The sequence below is a fragment of the Ornithinibacillus bavariensis genome (genome assembly GCF_050433565.1).
In the GTDB taxonomy this organism is placed as follows: Bacteria; Bacillota; Bacilli; order Bacillales; family Amphibacillaceae; genus Ornithinibacillus; species Ornithinibacillus bavariensis.
On the sequence record NZ_JBNPWZ010000001.1, the window covers coordinates 432,075 to 450,409 of the forward strand.

The window sequence follows — 18,335 nt, forward strand, 5'->3', positions numbered from 1 at the left end:
GAAAGGAGTCCAATGGGCTCCTTTTTACTTTTTTGAGCTGCATTATAGATTCCTGCTAACAGAAACATTCTGTAGCTGGTTTAACCCCGGTAAAAAGAAATTAAACCATTGAATATCTAAAAATTCAAACTACTAATATAATATCTTCATTGGTACAATATAGGAAAACATTTTAGCATACGCTAGAGTAAAGGAGGTTTGAAGATTGAAACCAATTATCGGTATTATTACCTCAACAGAGCTTGATGAGCGTACTTTTTATACAGCTAAGGATAATACTTCAGCAATTTCGAATGCGGGAGGAATACCAGTTCTATTGCCGTATTATCAACATCGAGATGATCTTTATCAAATGGCTACTTTGCTAGATGGGCTTTATGCGACTGGCGGCTATGATATTGACCCGACCTTATTTGGTGAAGAGCCACACCCAAATTTAGGCTCGGTTATCCCAGCGAGAGATGCTTTTGAAATTCAGCTTATTCGAATCATGATGGATATGGATAAACCGATCTTAGGGGTGTGTCGAGGGTGTCAAACGCTAAATATTGCTGCTGGTGGAGATATGTACCAGGATATTTACTCGCAATTGGCTGGGGAATTATTGCAGCATCAGCAAAATGCCCCAAAGGAACATGGGTCCCATTATGTCGATGTACGCAAAAACTCTCTTTTGTACCGAATTACTGGGGAAACGAAGCTAAGGGTTAATAGTAGACATCATCAAGCAAATCGGAATGTAGTAACCCCGTTACAAATATCTGGTAAAGCGAGTGATGGTGTGATTGAAGCGATAGAAAGCAAAGAGCACAACTTTATACTAGGTTTACAATGGCATCCAGAGAGCATGATTGAATCGGGGGATATAGCATCTAAAGCTATTTTTAAGGCGTTTCTCGAGTCGTGTAGAAAGTAAAAAGAAAGGAGTTTTACATGAAAATTATTGATTTACATTGTGATGCATTGTTTAGGATGCAAGAATCTAGAAGAAACACATTGATGGAAGATTTAAGATTTAGAGATTCTAACGCACTGAATACGAACCTACAATATTTAAAGAAAGGTAGGGTCAAGGTACAGTTTTTTGCTATTTTTATCATGCCAAATGTTCCTGTTGAAGAGAAATGGCAGCGTGCGCTTGAGCAAATTGATTTATTTTATACAGAAATTCTCCTAAATCCTGAGATCAAGCATATTAAAAAATGGCAGGATATCCTCCAATTGAATGAAGGAGAGATTGGCGTTGTTTTAACACTTGAGGGTGCCGATGCATTTGGAAATGATTTAGCAAAACTACGTATGCTTTATCGACTAGGGGTGCTTTTGCTTGGATTGACCTGGAATAATGCGAATCTCTGTGCTGATGGGGTTGGTGAGATAAGAGGTGCAGGACTCACGACATTTGGCAAAGAGGTTATTGCATTAAATAATGCGAATCATGTACTTACAGATGTATCACATTTATCGGTAAAGGCCTTTTGGGATACTTTAGAATTGGCAGATTACCCAATTGCTAGCCATTCCAATGTATTTACTCTATGTCCACACCCACGCAATCTCCATGATGAACAAATTATAGCCATGATTAAACGGAATGCTATGATCCATGTAGTGTTTTGGCCACCGTTTATTAATCATGAAAGAGCACATGCAACCTTAGACGATTTGGTCAGACATATTGAGTATATTTGTGAACTTGGTGGTGTGAAAAATATCGGCTTCGGCTCTGATTTTGATGGAATTTCTTCATTTGTTACTGATCTAGAAGATGCCTCTAAGTATCAAAACCTGATTAGCTATTTGTTGAAGTATTATCGGGAAGATGAGGTAAAAGGTTTTGCTTATCAAAACTTTATTCATCATCTTCCTAGAAATTAAGGGTAAACATTAGAATAATCAGAAATATCTTCCATCTGTGTTTTGAATAGGTGAAAATATTTTTTGGTATAGTATTTTGACTTTTTTGATAATAGAGATTAGGATGTAATTGATTGAAAGGCAATAATTTTAAAGGGGGCATGCCTATAAGGAAGATGCTTAATATATGATTAAAAAAATTAAAATAAGGAAGGTGTAGTGGATGAAGATTCAATTTACAGGGGATGTAAATCAATTGTTATCAGGTATTACTGAACTACAAAATGATTATGATTTTGTTGTTTCTAATCATGCTGATATTATTTTACATTGCAAGGAAAATAGATATGAAAAAAATCTTCACATTTCGTATCAGGATGGTAGGGGAACTATTACTTATCAAAAGCCTAGTCACTTTTTTAGAGCATTTGGATTGCTCCTTGAACACCTGCAAAAAGGGGAAATAGCGTTTTTTATTGAGGAGATACCACAATTTGAAACAATTGGTCCGATGTTCGATTTATCTAGAAATGCAGTATTAAAAACCGAAACATTTAAGGACTTAATCCGTAAATTAGCCGTCATGGGATTTGATTCCGCAATGCTTTATATGGAAGATATATATGAGGTAAGGAATGAGCCATATTTTGGATACATGCGTGGAAGATATTCGCAAGTGGAATTAAAGTCCTTAGATGATTACGCCCATAACTTAGGGATAGAACTAATACCATGTATTCAGACACTTGCCCATTTGGAAGAATTTTTAAAATGGAATGCAGCTTATCGTTATAAAGATACAAGAGGTGCTTTATTACTGGAAAGTGATGATACTTATGACTTACTTGATACTATGATTCAATCAGTTACAGCTCCTTTTAGGAGTAAGAGAATTCATATTGGTATGGACGAGGCTGAGGAAGTAGGAAGAGGAAGGTATTTAAATCTGAATGGCTATAAGCCACGATTCGAACTAATGGTTGAACATTTAGAAAAGGTATTAGCGATAACTGAAAAATATGGCCTAAAGGCAATGATGTGGAGTGATATGTTTTTAAAGCTTGCATCAAAAACTGGGGATCAATACAGTAAAAATACTGAAATGCCAGCGTATATTATCGAGAAAACGCCTAAAAATGTTCAATTAATGTACTGGCAATATAATCAAACTGATGGAAATCATTATGAACAAATCATCGAGCAACATAAACGATTTAGTAAAACACCTGCCTTTGCCGGAGGAATGTGGATTTGGAATACTTTTGCACCTAATTACAATCTATCACTACCAGCAAGTAAGGCGGCACTTACCGCTTGTAAAAAGCACGGTGTGAAGGATGTCTTTGTTACCTTATGGGGTGATGATGGATTTGAGAATAATGTTTACACAGCGTTATTTGGTCTACAATATTATGCAGAGCATGCATTTGCAAAGGAAATTGATGAAGAGGCATTAAAGGACAGGGTGAAATTCTGCACAGGGATTGATCCAGAGATGTTTTTTGTCCTAAATGAATTAGATACTCCTCCTGGAGTGAGTAAAGGGAATCTACAGCAAACAAATCCGTCGAAGTTTCTACTCTGGCAGGATGTTCTACTTGGACTATTTGACAAGCATGTAGAAGGATTAGAAATGCAACCACATTACGAAAAAATTGAGAAGAGAATAAATAACTATAGAATAAACCATCATGGGAATTTGGACTATATTTTTTCTGTACCAGAGAAGCTAAGTAGGGTGTTAGCACTCAAAGCAACAATTGGTGTCCAATTAAAACAAGCCTACGATACTAAGAATATGGATATACTAACAAACCTCGCTAATGTCCTTCTTCCAGAATTGATTGTAAGAGTCAAGGCTCTACGCGTTGCACATCGCGAACAATGGCTTAAACTGAATAAACCGTTTGGCTGGGAAGTAATTGATATTCGTTATGGTGGGCTAATAAACCGAATTGATACTGCTATTAAGAGGTTAAATGACTATTTAAATCATTCGATTGATTCGATTGAGGAATTAGAGCAGGAGCGGTTATTTTTTTCGCCAGATGTCCAAAACTCTACTAGCTTAGGATGGTGCAGTTATTATTATAGAATAGCTTCACCAAACGTGTTTTTCCATGTTCTACCAATCTATTGAGTGAAGAGGTGGTCAAGGAATGAAAAAGTTACGACATGACCTTTTTGTTGGTTGCTATGGAAGTCCTCAAGACTCAACCATTCATTGGCTAGAATTCGATGAAACAGATGGTAGGCTTTATGAGGTTGCAACATTTTCAGGGATAGAGAATCCATCTTTTTTAACGATAGATAGAAACAACGGATTCTTATATGCCATTAGTGAAGTGGAACATGGCCAAGTAATTAGCTTTAAGATAGATTTTGCTGATAAAGAATTACAGGAGATAAGCAGACTTCCAACGAAAGGATCTCCATGCTATGTAGAGCTTGGCAAAGCAAATGATTTTCTTTTCACTGCTAATTATGGTGGTGGGAGTGTTATTGTTCATAAATTAAATCAAAGTGGAATGATTGTTGAGGAAATGGATATTATCTCTTATCAAGAACCGAATCTTCATAGGTTATCCAACCTGCATACGATTCGTAATATTCCTGGAACGGATTATTTTGTTGCAACGGATCTAGGGCTAGATAAACTATATTTCTATCAGTTTGGAAAAGAAAGTGGTGCTTTGAGACAAATCCAAGAGTTGAGCCTTCCTAAGGGAACTGGGCCACGCCATCTTGCTTTTCACCCATACCTAAAAAAAATATATGTTGTCACAGAATTTCAATCAACCATTTTAGCTATTTCCTATGATCATCCGTTATCAACTATACGAATTGACCAGGAAATAAGTATGCTGCCAAAGGATTATCATGGTAAGAGCTATGGAGCTGAACTACAACTGGCACAATCGGGGCACTATTTATATGCATCTAATAGAGGACACCATTCGATTGCTATCTTTCATGTAAACCAAGATGGGTGTTTACAGTTTTTATCATGTACGCAAACCATAGGGGAATGGCCAAGGCATTTTACCATTTCTCCACAAGGTAAATTTCTCATACTAGCAAATGAACATTCCAATAGTCTTCATGTCATGAACATACAATCTAGCGGAAAACTACAATCAATTAATGAAGGGGTGTTATCAATTAATAGGCCAGTTTGTGTGTGCTTTGCATAGGAAATTAGGATAACGTATTGAGTCAGTTAGAAGATTAAGGAGAGCTTAGAAAAGTAATCTATCAGCATAAAAGTGGGACTTTAGAGGTTCCATTTTAAAATTTTTCCATAAACATTATAATGTTATATTGACCTAATGTTATAATAGTGTTATTATTTTGAATAACAAGAAAGCGCTTACTACAGGATGTTAAAAGTTAGTACATATCATTAAAGAGGTGATGAAAGACAATATTTCAATTAGAATTACTTTTTTGAGTGCTTTTGGGGGAAAACGAATACTTGATAATTAGTAGATTACGAGGAGGTATAGTGTGAAGTTTAAAAAGTTATTATTATTCATGATGATTTTCATAGTTGGAATTGTACTAGTTGCTTGTAAGAGTGATGAAGCAGCAAACAATACTGATAACGGTTCTAGTAAAGTAAATGAGACTGGAATGCCAATTGTAGATGAGGATTTAGAATTGAAAATTTTTGCTAATAAGCCAGCACAAAATGAAGATAATGATTGGAATGATATTCTAATTTGGAATCATTATCGTGATCAAACTAATATTAACGTTAAATGGAATCTAATAAATCCTGATGCACTCCAAGAAAAACGTAATTTAGCTCTTGGTGGTGGTGATTTACCTGATGCATTTTTCCTTGCGCAAATTCCAAATACTGATTTATTACGATATGGGGCCCAGGGGACACTTCTTCCATTAAATGATTTGATTGAGAAGTATGCACCAAATCTAACAAAGCTAATGGAAAATGACCCAAGTATACGAAGTGCAATCACTTTTCCGGATGGAAATATTTACTCTATGCCATCCCTAATTGAGGAGGATTTCTTGTCCTTACGATTAAGTGCAAGACCTTGGATTAATGAAGATTGGTTAAAAGAATTAAATATGGATATACCCGAAACTACCGGGGATTTCTATGAATACTTAAAAGCAGTGAAGGAATTGGACCCAGCTGGCGGTGGAAAGACAATCCCTTATGGAGGAACAACAATTGTAGAATTAATTCAATGGCTAGCAGGATCCTTTGGTGTGATGAATCATGGACCATCAAATGCGAATATCGATTTAGACCCTAGCGATAATAGCTCAATAAGATATTATGCGACTACGGATGAGTATAAGCAGTTATTGGAATATATTCACCAATTATATAAAGAAGGGTTAATTGATCAAAGTATATTTACAATTGAATGGGGACAGTTCCTTGCCAATGCATCTGAGAATCTATATGGTAGTATGATTTTCTATGACCCTATTGAATTGTTTGGTGAGGAAATAGGATCACAATTTAATAGTTTAGCTGCTTTAGAAGGACCAGAAGGACATAAAAGCTATAATAAGCTTTCGTCATCTGTTTGGGATCCTGCCAACTTAGTCCTAACAAATAAAAATCCAAATCCAGCTGCAACGGTAAGATGGATGGATTATTTCTATAGTGATGAAGGTGCACAGTTATACTACATGGGTGTAGAAAATGAAACTTTTGAAGTAAAGGATGGAAAAGCTGTTTATATGGATCATATTTTAAATCCAGAAGGAGATATGACATTTGAACAAGCTATCGCCAAACAATTAACATGGCTTGGTTCAATTAATGGGATTATTAAAGCTGACTTCTTCCAAGGTGGAGAATCTGCACCACAATCTATGGCAGCAGCTGAGAAAATAGAGCCTTTTGTACCAGAAGAAATTTGGCCAAGATTTACTTTCACGGAAGAGGAAAATAAGGTTTTACAGTCAGTTGGTCAAGATGTAACGAAATATGTTGAAGAAATGCGTGACAAATTTATAACTGGTGACGCAGATTTCTCAGAGTGGGACAATTACGTTGAGACGGTTAAGAAAAATGGTTTAGAAGATGTAGTTAAAGTATACCAGGATGCGTATGACCGATATAAGGAAAATCAATAAGTTTATTAGGTTGCAAAAAGGGTTGTAAATAACATACCACCCATTCATATGGCTGGATTGGCTGAAATTATTGTGAAAAAATGGATTTCTACTAATCCAGCCTATTCTATTCTAGCAGGTAAACAAAAATACTCCATTGGTATAAGGTGAAATTAAGCCATTCACCATATGGAATGTGAATACCAAGTTTTTTAATAAAAGAAGGTAGAGATGGTAGGATGGAACAAAGAGTAAATAATGGTTATAAGATTAAAAAGAGTTTCATAAGAAATTGGCAATTATACCTATTCCTTTTACCTGTAGTAACCTATTTTATTATTTTTCATTACATCCCTATGTATGGTGTGCAGATTGCATTTAAGGATTTCTTTTATAATTTAGGGATTATGGGTAGCCCGTGGGTAGGATTTGAGCATTTTGAGAGATTTTTTAATTCGTATTATTTTTGGAGATTATTGAAGAATACAATCATATTGAATGCATATGGCCTGCTGTTGTTCCCACTTCCCATCATTTTTGCGCTTGCTTTAAACGAGCTAAGAAATGGATCTTTTAAAAAATGGTCGCAGACACTCACTTATGCACCACATTTTATATCAGTTGTCGTAGTGGTTGGGATGCTTGTTGCATTTTTAGATCCGAATACTGGGATAGTCAATCATGCACTTCGGGCACTGGGAATGGAACCGGTTTCCTTTTTAACTAGTCCCGAATGGTTTCGACATATCTATGTATGGTCAGGGCAATGGCAGTCACTAGGCTGGGGAACTATAATCTATTTAGCTGCACTAGCTGGTGTTAATCCAGAACTTCATGAAGCAGCTAAAGTGGATGGTGCAACAAGATTTCAACGTATTTTACATATCAACATACCCACAATAATGCCTACAATAATCATACTATTCATTTTAAACATAGGTAACTTTATGCAAATTGGTTTTGAAAAGGTTCTATTAATGCAAAACAATTTGAACGCTGAAACATCCGATATCATCCAAACATTTGTTTATGAAACTGGTCTTTTAGAAGGGCAATATAGTTTTGCAGCGGCAATCGGATTATTTGAGTCGATGATTAATATTGTTCTTTTAATTACAGTTAATCAAATCGCGAGGAAGGTTAGCGAAAATAGCTTATGGTGAGGGGGAATCAGGATGTCAAGATTTAGTTTATCAGACCGAGCATTTGAACGAATTAACTTTTTCTTTGTATTAATCATTACAATTATAATTCTATATCCACTAATCTTTGTTATTAGTGCATCAATTAGTGACCCTCAAGCAGTAAATTCAGGGAAAATGTGGCTTTGGCCAGTGGATATAACATTTGATGGATTTATAAGGGTATTCCAAAATAAAGCGATTTGGGTCGGATATAGAAATACAATAATATACACGATTATCGGTGTCTGTTTCCATCTATTTATGCTACTTCCAGCTGCTTACGCTTTATCTAGGAAAGAATTAATGGCAAAGAAGTTCTTCCTCTGGTTTATCCTGATTACCATGCTTTTTAATGGTGGATTAATCCCAACTTATTTAGTCGTGAAAAGCTTGGGAATGGTTGATACCATGTGGGCAATTGTAATTCCAGGTGCTATTGGGGCTTGGTCATTACTTGTTGCACGTACTTTCTTTCAGCAAACTATTCCTGACCAACTAGTAGAAGCGTCAAAAATAGATGGTGCAAGTGATTTTTACTTGTTTATAAAAGTAGTCCTGCCCCTCTCACTACCAATTATTGCGGTAATGGCATTATTTCATGCGGTCGCATTGTGGAACCAATATTTCAATGCATTGATTTATTTATCAAACGAGAATCTATATCCATTACAGTTAATACTTCGGCAAATATTAATCCTAAATGAGGTAAGTGCTAGCAGTGCTGCATCATTAGCCGGCGGTGCTCAGTCATTTGCTGAACAGGTCAAGACAGCTTCTCTTGTTAAATACGCAGTTATTATCGTTTCAGCATTACCACTTTTAATAGTTTATCCTTTTTTACAGCGTTTTTTTGTAAAAGGGGTATTAATTGGATCGGTGAAGGAATAACCGGAGAAAGGTAAAAAAGAAGAAGGTTGAAAAAAATGAATGGTATTGTAAATGGATATTACCGTTTTTCGGTATGGATAATGCGGTTTGCTTTATTAAATTTATATTGGCTAGCTTTTACAGCTCTTGGTTTAGTTGTATTAGGTTTTATGCCGGCAACAACAGCTATGTTTGCGGTTGTCAGGAAGTGGGTTAAGGGCGAGGAAGATGTACCTATATTGGCGACTTTTTGGAAAACATTTCATACGGAATTTTGGAAAACGAATGGTTTAGGACTGATTTTGTTCTTGATAGGTTACTTTTTAGTCATTGAATTAAATATTCTACGTGCCCAGGAAAGTATCGTTTATCTTATTGTAAGTTTTACTGTAATAGTGACACTTATTTTATATGTTATCGTCCTAACATTTTTCTTTCCAATCTTTGTCCATTTTCGACTTCGAATAGTAGATTATTTGATGTGGCCATTTATTGTTGGTGTAAAACACCCGATATTAACCGTTTTTATTTTTGTAGTTATAGGAATTGCATATCAAATAACATGGACGTCTATTCCAGCTCTTTTCTTTTTCTTTGGAGGGAGTTTAACGTCATTTTTTATTATGTGGGCGGTATCCAAGACATTTCCCTATTATGAAAAACAAGAGGCTTAGATATTCTAAGTGAACATTAAATATAGAGTCAAAGTATGGCTAAATGGTAAAGAATAGATCCTAATTTAGGGATAGTAGGAGCAAAGTATATGGTGATCATCGAAGGAGCAACACTAGTAAATGGTACGCAATGTAATATTGTTGTGAAGGATGGCTTAATTGAAGAAATAACGATAGATAATGTAGTGGGTGGTGATGTGATTTCAATCCCTAAGGGGGTATACGTTAGCCCAGGGTGGATTGATTTACATTCACATGCCTTTCCTAATTTCGAGCCATACTGTTCTCACCCTGATAATATTGGTTATACTTCAGGGGTTACAACTGTTGTGGATGCGGGAAGTTGTGGGGCAGATGACATTACAGACTTTTATGAGCTTGCTAAAGAGTGTCATACAAGAGTATTAGCTTTTTTAAATGTTTCAAGTATAGGACTTCGGGTTAGAAATGAATTGACCGATTTGTCTAACCTCTCATTTGAAAAAATTGAACATTCCTTTCAAAGATTTCCTGACTTTCTAGTAGGGCTAAAGGCTAGAATGAGTGCAAGTGTGATTGGCGAAAATGACATTAAACCTTTGAAGCTTACAATGGATTATGCGAGTAAACTAAAAAAGCCTGTAATGGTACATGTAGGAAGTGCCCCTCCATTACTAAGTGAAATTGCAGAACAATTAAGAAAAGGTGATATTATAACCCATTGTTTTAATGGCAAAGAAGGGAATACCATTATTGACGATGATTTGTCTATCAAGAAAGCAATTAGAGATGCAACAAATCGTGGAGTTTATCTTGATGTAGGACATGGAACATCTAGTTTTTCATTCGAGATTGCTAAGCAGGCTATGAAAGGGAGATTACCTTTACATAGTATAAGTACTGACATCTATGAACAAAATCGTCTTTATGGCCCGGTTTATAGTTTGGCAACAACCATGACGAAATTTTTAGCATTAGGCTATTCATTAGAAGATGTCCTAAAAAGCGTAACAGAGACTCCTGCAAAGATTCTAAAGAAACCTTCATTAGGAGTATTAAAAAGAGGGGCAATTGCAGATTTAACTTTTTTTACTATAGAAAATAAGAACGTGACTTTAATAGATTCGTTGGGCAACAAATTAGACTCCCCAATTCAAATTAAGCCTTTTGCAGTAATTCTAGGGGGAAAATATTATGAGTGTATCTAAATTAAATCTCCGAAGAGTTGTTAATGCTAGTGGTAAAATGAGCATTTTAGGTGTATCCACCCTTTCAGATGAAGTAGTAGAAGCAATAAAAGAAGGTGCGCAGCGTTACTATGAGATGGAAGAGCTTCACCATAAAGCGGGTCAATATATTGCGGAGCAGTTGAAGACGGAGGGAGCGCTGATAACTAACTCAGCATCGTCAGCCATTGCGCTAGCAATAGCAGGACTTATTACAAAGGGAGATTCTTACTTTGTAGAACACTTATATGAAATCAATCAATCGCTTCATCGAGAGGTCTTAATTATGATGGGTCACCTCATTAATTATGGAGCACCTATTAGTACCATGATTCAACTAGGTGGAGGAGAAGTTAAATCAGTAGGTTATGCAAATGGCTGTACGATGAATCAGATTGAAGCTGCAATAACAAATCGTACAGTGGCAATAGTGTATGTACAGTCCCATCATACTGTACAAAAGAGTATGCCACCACTAAAGGAGATTAGTTCACTAGCACAAAAACATAATATCCCATTAATTGTTGATGCAGCCGCTGAAACAAATATAATGGTATATTCAAACTATGCGGATCTAATAATTTGGAGTGGATCTAAAGCGTTAGAAGGACCAACATCAGGTATATTAGCTGGTAAAAAGAATTATGTCGATTTTGCCAGAATGCATAATCAAGGAATAGGAAGGGCCATGAAAATTGGAAAGGAATCTATTTTTGGATTATTACAGGCAATTGACCAATATAATTGGCAAGAAATTAGTAAGGAGCAACAACTAGAGAGGTTAAGTCATTTTGAATGCTTAAATGATTTAAATGGTATTACTGTATCCATCCATCAGGATGAGTCAAAAAGAGAAATATATCGGGCACGAATCCTAGTAGATGAAAAAAGTGTGTCCACACCTGCAACACATATCGTCAAAGCACTAAAAGAGGGCGAAATAGCTATTTATACGAGAGACTACCATGCAAACAACGGCTATTTTGAAATAGATCCGAGAACAATAGATGATCAAGACATACCTTTAATTATAAATAAATTTAAAGAAACGTTGGAGGCAAGGTCTCCCATAATCACCGATGAAGATTTCACATAAATTATACGATGAAAATAATAAAGTAGGGTGAACAAGAGATGGGGATGAAGGGAACAATTAAAGCATTTGGAGAGGTCATGATGAGGTTAGAAGCTCCTCATTATTTGAAATTAGAACAAACCCGTGAACTTAAGGTACTTTATTCAGGTACAGGACTGAATGTATTAAGTGCATTAAATAAATATGGTTATGATACTTCACTTATTACAAAATTACCATCGAATAGTTTGGGAGATGCTGCACTTAGCTATATTGGCTCATTAGGAGTTGGTATCTCTGATATCCTTCGCGGTGGTGAATATCTTGGAATGTATTTCCTTGAAAACGGTTTTGATATTAGACCTTCAAGAGTTACCTATTCGAATAGGAAGGAAAGTAGTTTCTGTACATCCAGCATAATGGAATATGATCTAAATAATATATTAAAGGATACTGCTTTAATTCATCTGTGTGGAATTACACTTTCTATATCTGATCAAACCAGAAGTAATGTGCAGTACCTTGTCAAAAAAGCTAAGGAATTCGGAATAACTGTAGTTTTTGATTTTAACTACCGTCCAAAGCTCTGGAAAAACAATGTTCAAGCTAGAAGCTATTATCAATCAATATTACAGCATACTGATATTTGTTTTATGACAGAAAGAGATGCACAATATATACTGGAAATGGAAACAAATCAAGTGGAACAGGAAAAGCAAATTGAAGATTTGATTCCTAAGGTGGCAGAAGCATACGATATACAGGTCATTGCAGGAACAATAAGAAATAAGCTTAAGGAAGGAAAACATACTATTCGTGGGTATATGTTCCATCAGCATTCATTTTACTTCTCTAGGGATTATAGCTTTTCATCACTTGAACGTATTGGTGCTGGTGATGCATTTTCCAGTGGAATTTTGCATGGGGTGCTTTCACAGTATCTACCTAAAGACTCCATTGAATTTGCAACAGCTGCATGTGCATTAGCCCATACGACGTATGGAGATTCGCCTGTATGTTTAGAGGAAGAGATTTGGTCATTAGTTAACCGAGATGAAGTACAGATAGAAAGGTAGAATGATATGAAATTAACATTAAAGAAAGGTCCACTATATATACAGGTACAGGAAATATTAAAGGAACGGATTATAAATGGTATCTATCCCAAGCATACGCTTATCCCATCAGAACCTGAACTAAAAGAGGAATTTAATGTTAGTCTAATTACAATACGAAAGGCCGTAGAACAGTTGGCGCTTCAGGGCTATGTTGAAAAAAGAAGCGGTATTGGTACGACTGTATTGGATAATCATGCTGTGTCGAAGCTATCGAAAGGACAAAGGTTCTCTGAGTACCTAATAAATAATGGTTATGACTTAAAGAAAGAATCGGCCGCATTATCCTTAATTAATACAGAGCCGGACACTTTATTAGCAGAGTATTTTGGCGAAGAATGCTATTGCATTGAACGAATTTATACCTTAAATAGTAAGCCATATATTCATTTTAGGCATTATATACACAAAACTGTAAAACTACCGAACGATACAACAAGTCTTTTAGACTCACTCTATGAGATACTATTTCAGCAAGGAATAAAATTTAATCGCTTTAAGGATGAATTTGGTGTGGAGGTGCCTGCAAAATATATTGCAGACATTTTAAAAATAGAACAAAAGCCTTTAATGCAACGTATTAGACATTCTTTCGATATAGATGATCGATTAATAGAGTATTCAATTGCATATTATAATACTGACATTCATAAATATGTTGTTAACTTTGATGTATAGGTCATATTACTCCCTTTAGGGCAGAGGGATTCGTAGGAATCCTTGCTGCTCTATTTATCATTATGTTAATAAAATAAGTTGACCATGAACAGCTACTAAGTAATAATTTATAGTAGACTTTTAATTTTGTGCCATTGGTCAAAAAAGAAAACCTGGTTGTTTAAAACTAAGTTGTTTCCCAGGATAGCCATGGAACTCTACAGAGGAAGCAATTGTATAAAATTTTAAGAGTAAGTATGACTCTAATGCAACAGAAAAATAATACTTAACAACTCTCGTCTTTTAATCTGTTCATATCAGAAACCTTATATTGTTGTATCCATAAAACCCCAAAAGCCAGTTTATACGCTAACTATTGGGGCTATTTTATAATGCTTTACATTTCTTTAAGTATAATCATTTATCTTTGTAACGGTCGGGGTTAGATACATTAATTATGTCAAATTCACCAATAACAGTTACACCATCGACATCATACAGAGGTATAGTGCGAACAACAACGGGAGTACCTGCTGCAACAAGAGCCATTTTCTTCTCAGTTTGCTTTTGGATCGCTAGGGCTTCTTCGGGTGTACTTGGCATTTCTCCATCCAGATCTTCACGGTATACATATCCTTCCTCACCGTTAACTCCAATTGCAACAATCAAGTCGGGTTCTTCTTGAGGAGACTTAGCCATCGCTGCTGAGCCATAAGTTTGCCCTGCTTGATTTTTAGGAAAGTTGTTGTTTTGGGTGGCAAATGCGGTTATCGCAGAGAAACTTAACAGTAGTCCTAGAACCAATGGTAATAAAAAGATTCTTTTATTACTCTTCATATAATCATCACCTTTCTATTGGGCTGTTTGTGACGGGCTAGCGAACGTTGTATAGGTAGTATATCCGTTCCCGTTATATGCTTGAGTGGCACCTTGGGAATAGTAAGAAGAGCCTTTTGTTGGAGTATAACTTGCAAAGTCACTATTCAAAATATTTGTTTTAGTTGAACTGTAAATAAAGGAAGTAGAAGCGACCAAAGTACCGCTACTATTGTACATTCTGGCACGAGCACCTAAGTAGCCAGCTGGTACTTCATTGGTAATAGGATTGGTCTGTGCCCTTGTCCAAGCGTTAGCGTAAAGTCTCCCAGATGTGGAACCGGTTGTAATACCACTGTAGTTTGAATAGTTATGCCCATAAGCTGAATAATATCCCGTCGGACTTGTGGACGTTCCAGCCCATACAGGGGTTGTTAAAACCAGACCTAAGGCTAGACCTAAAGCCAATCCTAAAAAAGCTATCCCAGTCTTTTTGATAATCCTTTTTATCATCAGAAATATCACCCTTTTCTTAATTTTTAGTATATTCAACACTAAACTAACATTATTTTCTAATCCTGACAAGTATTAGTCGTAAAAATACGCATTTTTACCTATGTTAGGGTAATGACAGCAAAATACAACGTTAAGTACATTCTAATAATAGAAATCCACAGTTCCCTTGTTTGAAAATAGAGAAACTGTGGATTTTTCGTTATTTCATCAAAAATGCTCGATTGTAAAAAAATTAGTTTACTTGACACTCATCTTGGAGCTAATAATAGTCTTTTTAACGGATCCTTTGAGGAGATGTTTTATTTTGAATCCAAATAAAATACAACAAGTTAGAACGGAACAGAAATCTGCAATAGGCTCCGCAATAATTACGGCACTTGTTTTTGAAGAAATAACCATCGGAAGTATGTACACCAATGGTATAAGCAAAATGATTTTACGAAGTACCGCAATGAAAATGGAAACTTTCGCTTGGCCTAAAGCGATAAAAACCTGCTGAAATGCTAATTGTATCCCATAAATAATAGTCCCTAAAAAGAATATTTTCATAAGCTCCATAGTAAGTGTAATTAATTCGGGATCATTAGTGAAAATCATAATCGGAAGCTGTGGCAGAAAAGTAAATACGCTCCAAATAATCAAACCGAAAATCCCACAGAAAACGCTACTATATTTTATCGTGGACTTTACTCGCTCATGGTCACCAGCTCCGTAGTTATACCCAATAATCGGCTGTGCCCCCTGCGCAAAACTATTCAACAACAATGTAAATAGTTGCATGAGGACGCTCATGATCCCCATTGCAGCAACGTAAAGATCTCCACCATAATTGCCAATAGAAGTATTGAATACAATTTGAATAAGGCTTTCAGTTGATTGCATAATGAACGGAGAAAGTCCTAATGCCAACACACCGCCAGCTATTTTAAAATTGATTCGTATGTGTTCAAAACGCAGCCGTAGATGTGCTCTTTTGGAAGTAAGAAACCATATTACCCATACAGCCGATATTGTTTGCGAAATAACAGTGGCTAATGCCGCACCTTTCACTCCCATATTCATTCCAAAAATAAAAATAGGATCAAGAATAATATTAACTGCTGCGCCTATACATATAGTTATCATAGCAGTTTTAGCAAATCCCTGTGCAGCAATAAATTGATTTAAGCCTAGTGATATAAGTACAGGAACCGACCCAATTAAGTATATGCCCATGTAATCTTCAGCAAATGGCAAAGTATCAGGGCTTGCTCCAAATAGGACTAATAGTGGGGATTTAAAGATTAGAAACGTTATGGTCAATACTGCGGAAGCAATCAATAACATGAAAAGACAACTTCCCAATAGTTCTTCTGCTTTTTTATTTTTTCCTTCTCCCATTTTAATAGAAGCTAGAGGTGCAGCGCCAAAGCCGATTAGCGCTGAAAATGATTGAATTATCATCATGATAGGGAAGACGATCCCAATACCAGTCAAGGCAAGGGTACCTGTTTCAGGTATTCTTCCGATAAACATTCGATCGACCACATTGTACAGTGCATTTATTAACTGTGCTACGATTGCTGGAGTAGCAAGTGAAAAAATAAGCTTCGGAATTTTCTCATTAGCAAAACGTTCATTCATATGATTGCCCAACCAGCCTTCCTCCTAGTTTTGAGTGTTTTAGTAGTTATTGAGTAATTAGTAGTGCTGAGATAGTAGAAGAAATTTAAAAAAGAATCACAGGTTCTAAATATCATGCTTTTACCTTTATAATTGTAACACAATTCAAATCAAAGGAGTATGTATTTAAATGTTAAGAAACACCTTAAATAACATGCCTAACATTCGATTTAAGGTGGTTTAAATGATAATTTAATGGAGTAGTACATGAAGTTGAATAATGGACCTTATATTGTGTTTATGGAAGTTTTGGAGGGGGGTTCTTAGGCTGGATTCTTCAAGTACACTAAAAATCGCTTAAACGATGTTAAAACCGGGGGTGTCATCTTGAGAACGGGATCAGCGTTGTATATTCGTATTTTACTGACGCCTCCCTATGTTAAATAATTTTCAATGATTGCATCCTCTATACAATTAGTTGATTTGAATTTGAAAGCCTATTTTTGATATTAGCTGATCCGATAGAATACGTATTATTATTTTTTTGTTCGAGTAAGCAAAATGGTTTCTATTTTCCTCTGCACTGTGATAATAATCCTTGAATTACGTAGGAACCTCACTTCCTAGTATGAAAGTGCCATTAATGTGCCCACTACCGATAGACCACCCATACCATCTATAAAAGTAGCAATTCTGCACCAACCTCTAATAAAAATTCTTCATTAGTAGAGATTTTGGAATGTATTTTTTAAAAGCAGAATATAGATATAGTAGAAAAATTGGTACATGCATCAGTTCTACACATAAGCCAATTTTCCTAAGAGGTTTTATCTATTTATTCTGAAGATAGGGGTGTGTTTATGTCTGAATTTATGGCGGAAGTAATTGGTACGATGATTCTTATCATTTTTGGGGGTGGTGTTGTCGGCGGAGTTGTTTTAAAGAACTCCAAAGCTGAAGGTGCTGGTTGGGTAGTAATTACCATTGGCTGGGGTCTTGCAGTTACAATGGGTATTTATGCGGTCGGAAATATCTCAGGAGCCCATCTTAATCCTGCAGTGACAATTGGATTTGCTGCGGTTGGGGAATTTGAATGGGTGAAGGTGCCATTATACGTTACCGCACAAATGCTTGGTGCTATCATAGGGGGAGCAGTAGTTTATTTAACTTATATTGCACATTGGCGTAAAACAGATGACCCGGCTACGAAGCTTGCTGTTTTTTCAACGGCACCAGCTGAACGAAGCGTATTCGCGAATTTTCTAACAGAGACTATCGGTACGTTTGTACTATTGCTTGGCTTAATGTTTATTGGAGCGAATGCATTTACAGAAGGATTAAACCCGATGATTGTTGGGTTATTAATCGTTGCAATCGGAGTGTCCCTAGGTGGGCCAACAGGCTATGCCATTAATCCTGCTCGTGATCTAGGACCAAGAATTGCACATGCTATTTTACCTATTGCTGGAAAAGGTGATTCTGATTGGGGCTATGCTTGGATTCCAGTGGCAGGACCAATATTTGGTGGTATTTATGGAGCTGTATTCTATCAGACATTTTTTGTAGGGGAAGTCACTGCCTTATTCTGGATTATGAGTGTTCTCATCTTAGCTTTGATTGCTGGAGCGATTCACGAAGATTTTAAAAAACGGGCAGAAATTGCTTAG

General features: G+C 36.1%; 16 protein-coding genes. 13 read left to right on the top strand and 3 right to left on the bottom strand.

The window, feature by feature from the left end; translation table 11 throughout:
- Nucleotides 1-205 precede the first annotated feature (205 nt).
- From HNR27_RS01945 to HNR27_RS02000, 12 genes are all read left to right on the top strand, one after another.
- Nucleotides 206-916: a gamma-glutamyl-gamma-aminobutyrate hydrolase family protein gene (locus HNR27_RS01945; protein ID WP_429338561.1), complete on the top strand. Its 711-nt coding sequence runs from the start codon at nt 206-208 to the stop codon at nt 914-916.
- 17 nt (nt 917-933) lie between these two features.
- Complete coding sequence (locus HNR27_RS01950) at nt 934-1,878, top strand: dipeptidase (protein WP_429338562.1); 945 nt, start codon at nt 934-936, stop codon at nt 1,876-1,878.
- Nucleotides 1,879-2,080: 202 nt separating this feature from the next.
- Nucleotides 2,081-3,997, top strand: coding sequence for a beta-N-acetylhexosaminidase (locus HNR27_RS01955; protein ID WP_429338563.1), 1,917 nt, complete (start codon nt 2,081-2,083; stop codon nt 3,995-3,997).
- A gap of 19 nt (nt 3,998-4,016) precedes the next feature.
- Nucleotides 4,017-5,051 carry a lactonase family protein gene (locus HNR27_RS01960; protein WP_429338564.1) on the top strand — a complete coding sequence of 345 codons (1,035 nt, stop codon included), beginning with the start codon at nt 4,017-4,019 and terminating at the stop codon, nt 5,049-5,051.
- 313 nt (nt 5,052-5,364) lie between these two features.
- Nucleotides 5,365-6,978 (top strand): extracellular solute-binding protein, encoded by a 1,614-nt coding sequence (locus tag HNR27_RS01965; RefSeq protein ID WP_429338565.1) that lies wholly within the window; start codon nt 5,365-5,367, stop codon nt 6,976-6,978.
- A gap of 218 nt (nt 6,979-7,196) precedes the next feature.
- On the top strand, nt 7,197-8,120 hold the full coding sequence (locus HNR27_RS01970) for an ABC transporter permease (RefSeq protein ID WP_212920560.1): 924 nt from the start codon (nt 7,197-7,199) through the stop codon (nt 8,118-8,120).
- Nucleotides 8,121-8,132: 12 nt separating this feature from the next.
- Nucleotides 8,133-9,029, top strand: coding sequence for a carbohydrate ABC transporter permease (locus HNR27_RS01975; protein WP_429338566.1), 897 nt, complete (start codon nt 8,133-8,135; stop codon nt 9,027-9,029).
- Nucleotides 9,030-9,064: 35 nt separating this feature from the next.
- Complete coding sequence (locus tag HNR27_RS01980) at nt 9,065-9,682, top strand: YesL family protein (RefSeq protein ID WP_212920562.1); 618 nt, start codon at nt 9,065-9,067, stop codon at nt 9,680-9,682.
- A gap of 89 nt (nt 9,683-9,771) precedes the next feature.
- Nucleotides 9,772-10,869 carry an amidohydrolase/deacetylase family metallohydrolase gene (locus HNR27_RS01985; RefSeq protein WP_429338567.1) on the top strand — a complete coding sequence of 366 codons (1,098 nt, stop codon included), beginning with the start codon at nt 9,772-9,774 and terminating at the stop codon, nt 10,867-10,869.
- Entirely contained in the window at nt 10,856-11,983 is a 1,128-nt protein-coding gene (locus tag HNR27_RS01990) for a DgaE family pyridoxal phosphate-dependent ammonia lyase (protein WP_429338568.1), read from the top strand. The genes HNR27_RS01985 and HNR27_RS01990 overlap by 14 nt, the downstream gene beginning before the upstream one ends.
- A 38-nt stretch (nt 11,984-12,021) precedes the next feature.
- Nucleotides 12,022-13,038, top strand: coding sequence for a sugar kinase (locus HNR27_RS01995; RefSeq protein WP_429338569.1), 1,017 nt, complete (start codon nt 12,022-12,024; stop codon nt 13,036-13,038).
- Nucleotides 13,039-13,044: 6 nt separating this feature from the next.
- Nucleotides 13,045-13,755, top strand: coding sequence for a GntR family transcriptional regulator (locus HNR27_RS02000; RefSeq protein WP_429338570.1), 711 nt, complete (start codon nt 13,045-13,047; stop codon nt 13,753-13,755).
- A gap of 396 nt (nt 13,756-14,151) precedes the next feature.
- Here the strand turns inward: HNR27_RS02000 and HNR27_RS02005 are convergent, their stop codons facing one another.
- The 3 genes from HNR27_RS02005 to HNR27_RS02015 form a co-directional block, all read right to left on the bottom strand.
- Entirely contained in the window at nt 14,152-14,571 is a 420-nt protein-coding gene (locus tag HNR27_RS02005) for a hypothetical protein (RefSeq protein ID WP_429338571.1), read from the bottom strand.
- Between the two features lie 15 nt (nt 14,572-14,586).
- Complete coding sequence (locus HNR27_RS02010; RefSeq protein ID WP_212920568.1) at nt 14,587-15,063, bottom strand: hypothetical protein; 477 nt, start codon at nt 15,061-15,063, stop codon at nt 14,587-14,589.
- A 240-nt stretch (nt 15,064-15,303) separates the two neighbouring features.
- Nucleotides 15,304-16,701 carry an MATE family efflux transporter gene (locus HNR27_RS02015; protein WP_212920569.1) on the bottom strand — a complete coding sequence of 466 codons (1,398 nt, stop codon included), beginning with the start codon at nt 16,699-16,701 and terminating at the stop codon, nt 15,304-15,306.
- 827 nt (nt 16,702-17,528) lie between these two features.
- Here HNR27_RS02015 and HNR27_RS02020 point away from each other — a divergent pair.
- Nucleotides 17,529-18,335 carry an MIP/aquaporin family protein gene (locus HNR27_RS02020; RefSeq protein ID WP_429338572.1) on the top strand — a complete coding sequence of 269 codons (807 nt, stop codon included), beginning with the start codon at nt 17,529-17,531 and terminating at the stop codon, nt 18,333-18,335.

Bases quoted from the DNA above. Each gene is read 5' to 3' on its own strand.
- HNR27_RS01950 (WP_429338562.1), top strand. From the start codon at position 934: ATGAAAATTATTGATTTACATTGTGATGCATTGTTTAGGATGCAAGAA.
- HNR27_RS01955 (WP_429338563.1), top strand. From the start codon at position 2,081: ATGAAGATTCAATTTACAGGGGATGTAAATCAATTGTTATCAGGTATT.
- HNR27_RS01960 (WP_429338564.1), top strand. From the start codon at position 4,017: ATGAAAAAGTTACGACATGACCTTTTTGTTGGTTGCTATGGAAGTCCT.
- HNR27_RS01970 (WP_212920560.1), top strand. From the start codon at position 7,197: ATGGAACAAAGAGTAAATAATGGTTATAAGATTAAAAAGAGTTTCATA.
- HNR27_RS01975 (WP_429338566.1), top strand. From the start codon at position 8,133: ATGTCAAGATTTAGTTTATCAGACCGAGCATTTGAACGAATTAACTTT.
- HNR27_RS01980 (WP_212920562.1), top strand. From the start codon at position 9,065: ATGAATGGTATTGTAAATGGATATTACCGTTTTTCGGTATGGATAATG.
- HNR27_RS01985 (WP_429338567.1), top strand. From the start codon at position 9,772: ATGGTGATCATCGAAGGAGCAACACTAGTAAATGGTACGCAATGTAAT.
- HNR27_RS01990 (WP_429338568.1), top strand. From the start codon at position 10,856: ATGAGTGTATCTAAATTAAATCTCCGAAGAGTTGTTAATGCTAGTGGT.
- HNR27_RS01995 (WP_429338569.1), top strand. From the start codon at position 12,022: ATGGGGATGAAGGGAACAATTAAAGCATTTGGAGAGGTCATGATGAGG.
- HNR27_RS02000 (WP_429338570.1), top strand. From the start codon at position 13,045: ATGAAATTAACATTAAAGAAAGGTCCACTATATATACAGGTACAGGAA.
- HNR27_RS02005 (WP_429338571.1), bottom strand. From the start codon at position 14,571: ATGAAGAGTAATAAAAGAATCTTTTTATTACCATTGGTTCTAGGACTA.
- HNR27_RS02010 (WP_212920568.1), bottom strand. From the start codon at position 15,063: ATGATAAAAAGGATTATCAAAAAGACTGGGATAGCTTTTTTAGGATTG.
- HNR27_RS02020 (WP_429338572.1), top strand. From the start codon at position 17,529: ATGTCTGAATTTATGGCGGAAGTAATTGGTACGATGATTCTTATCATT.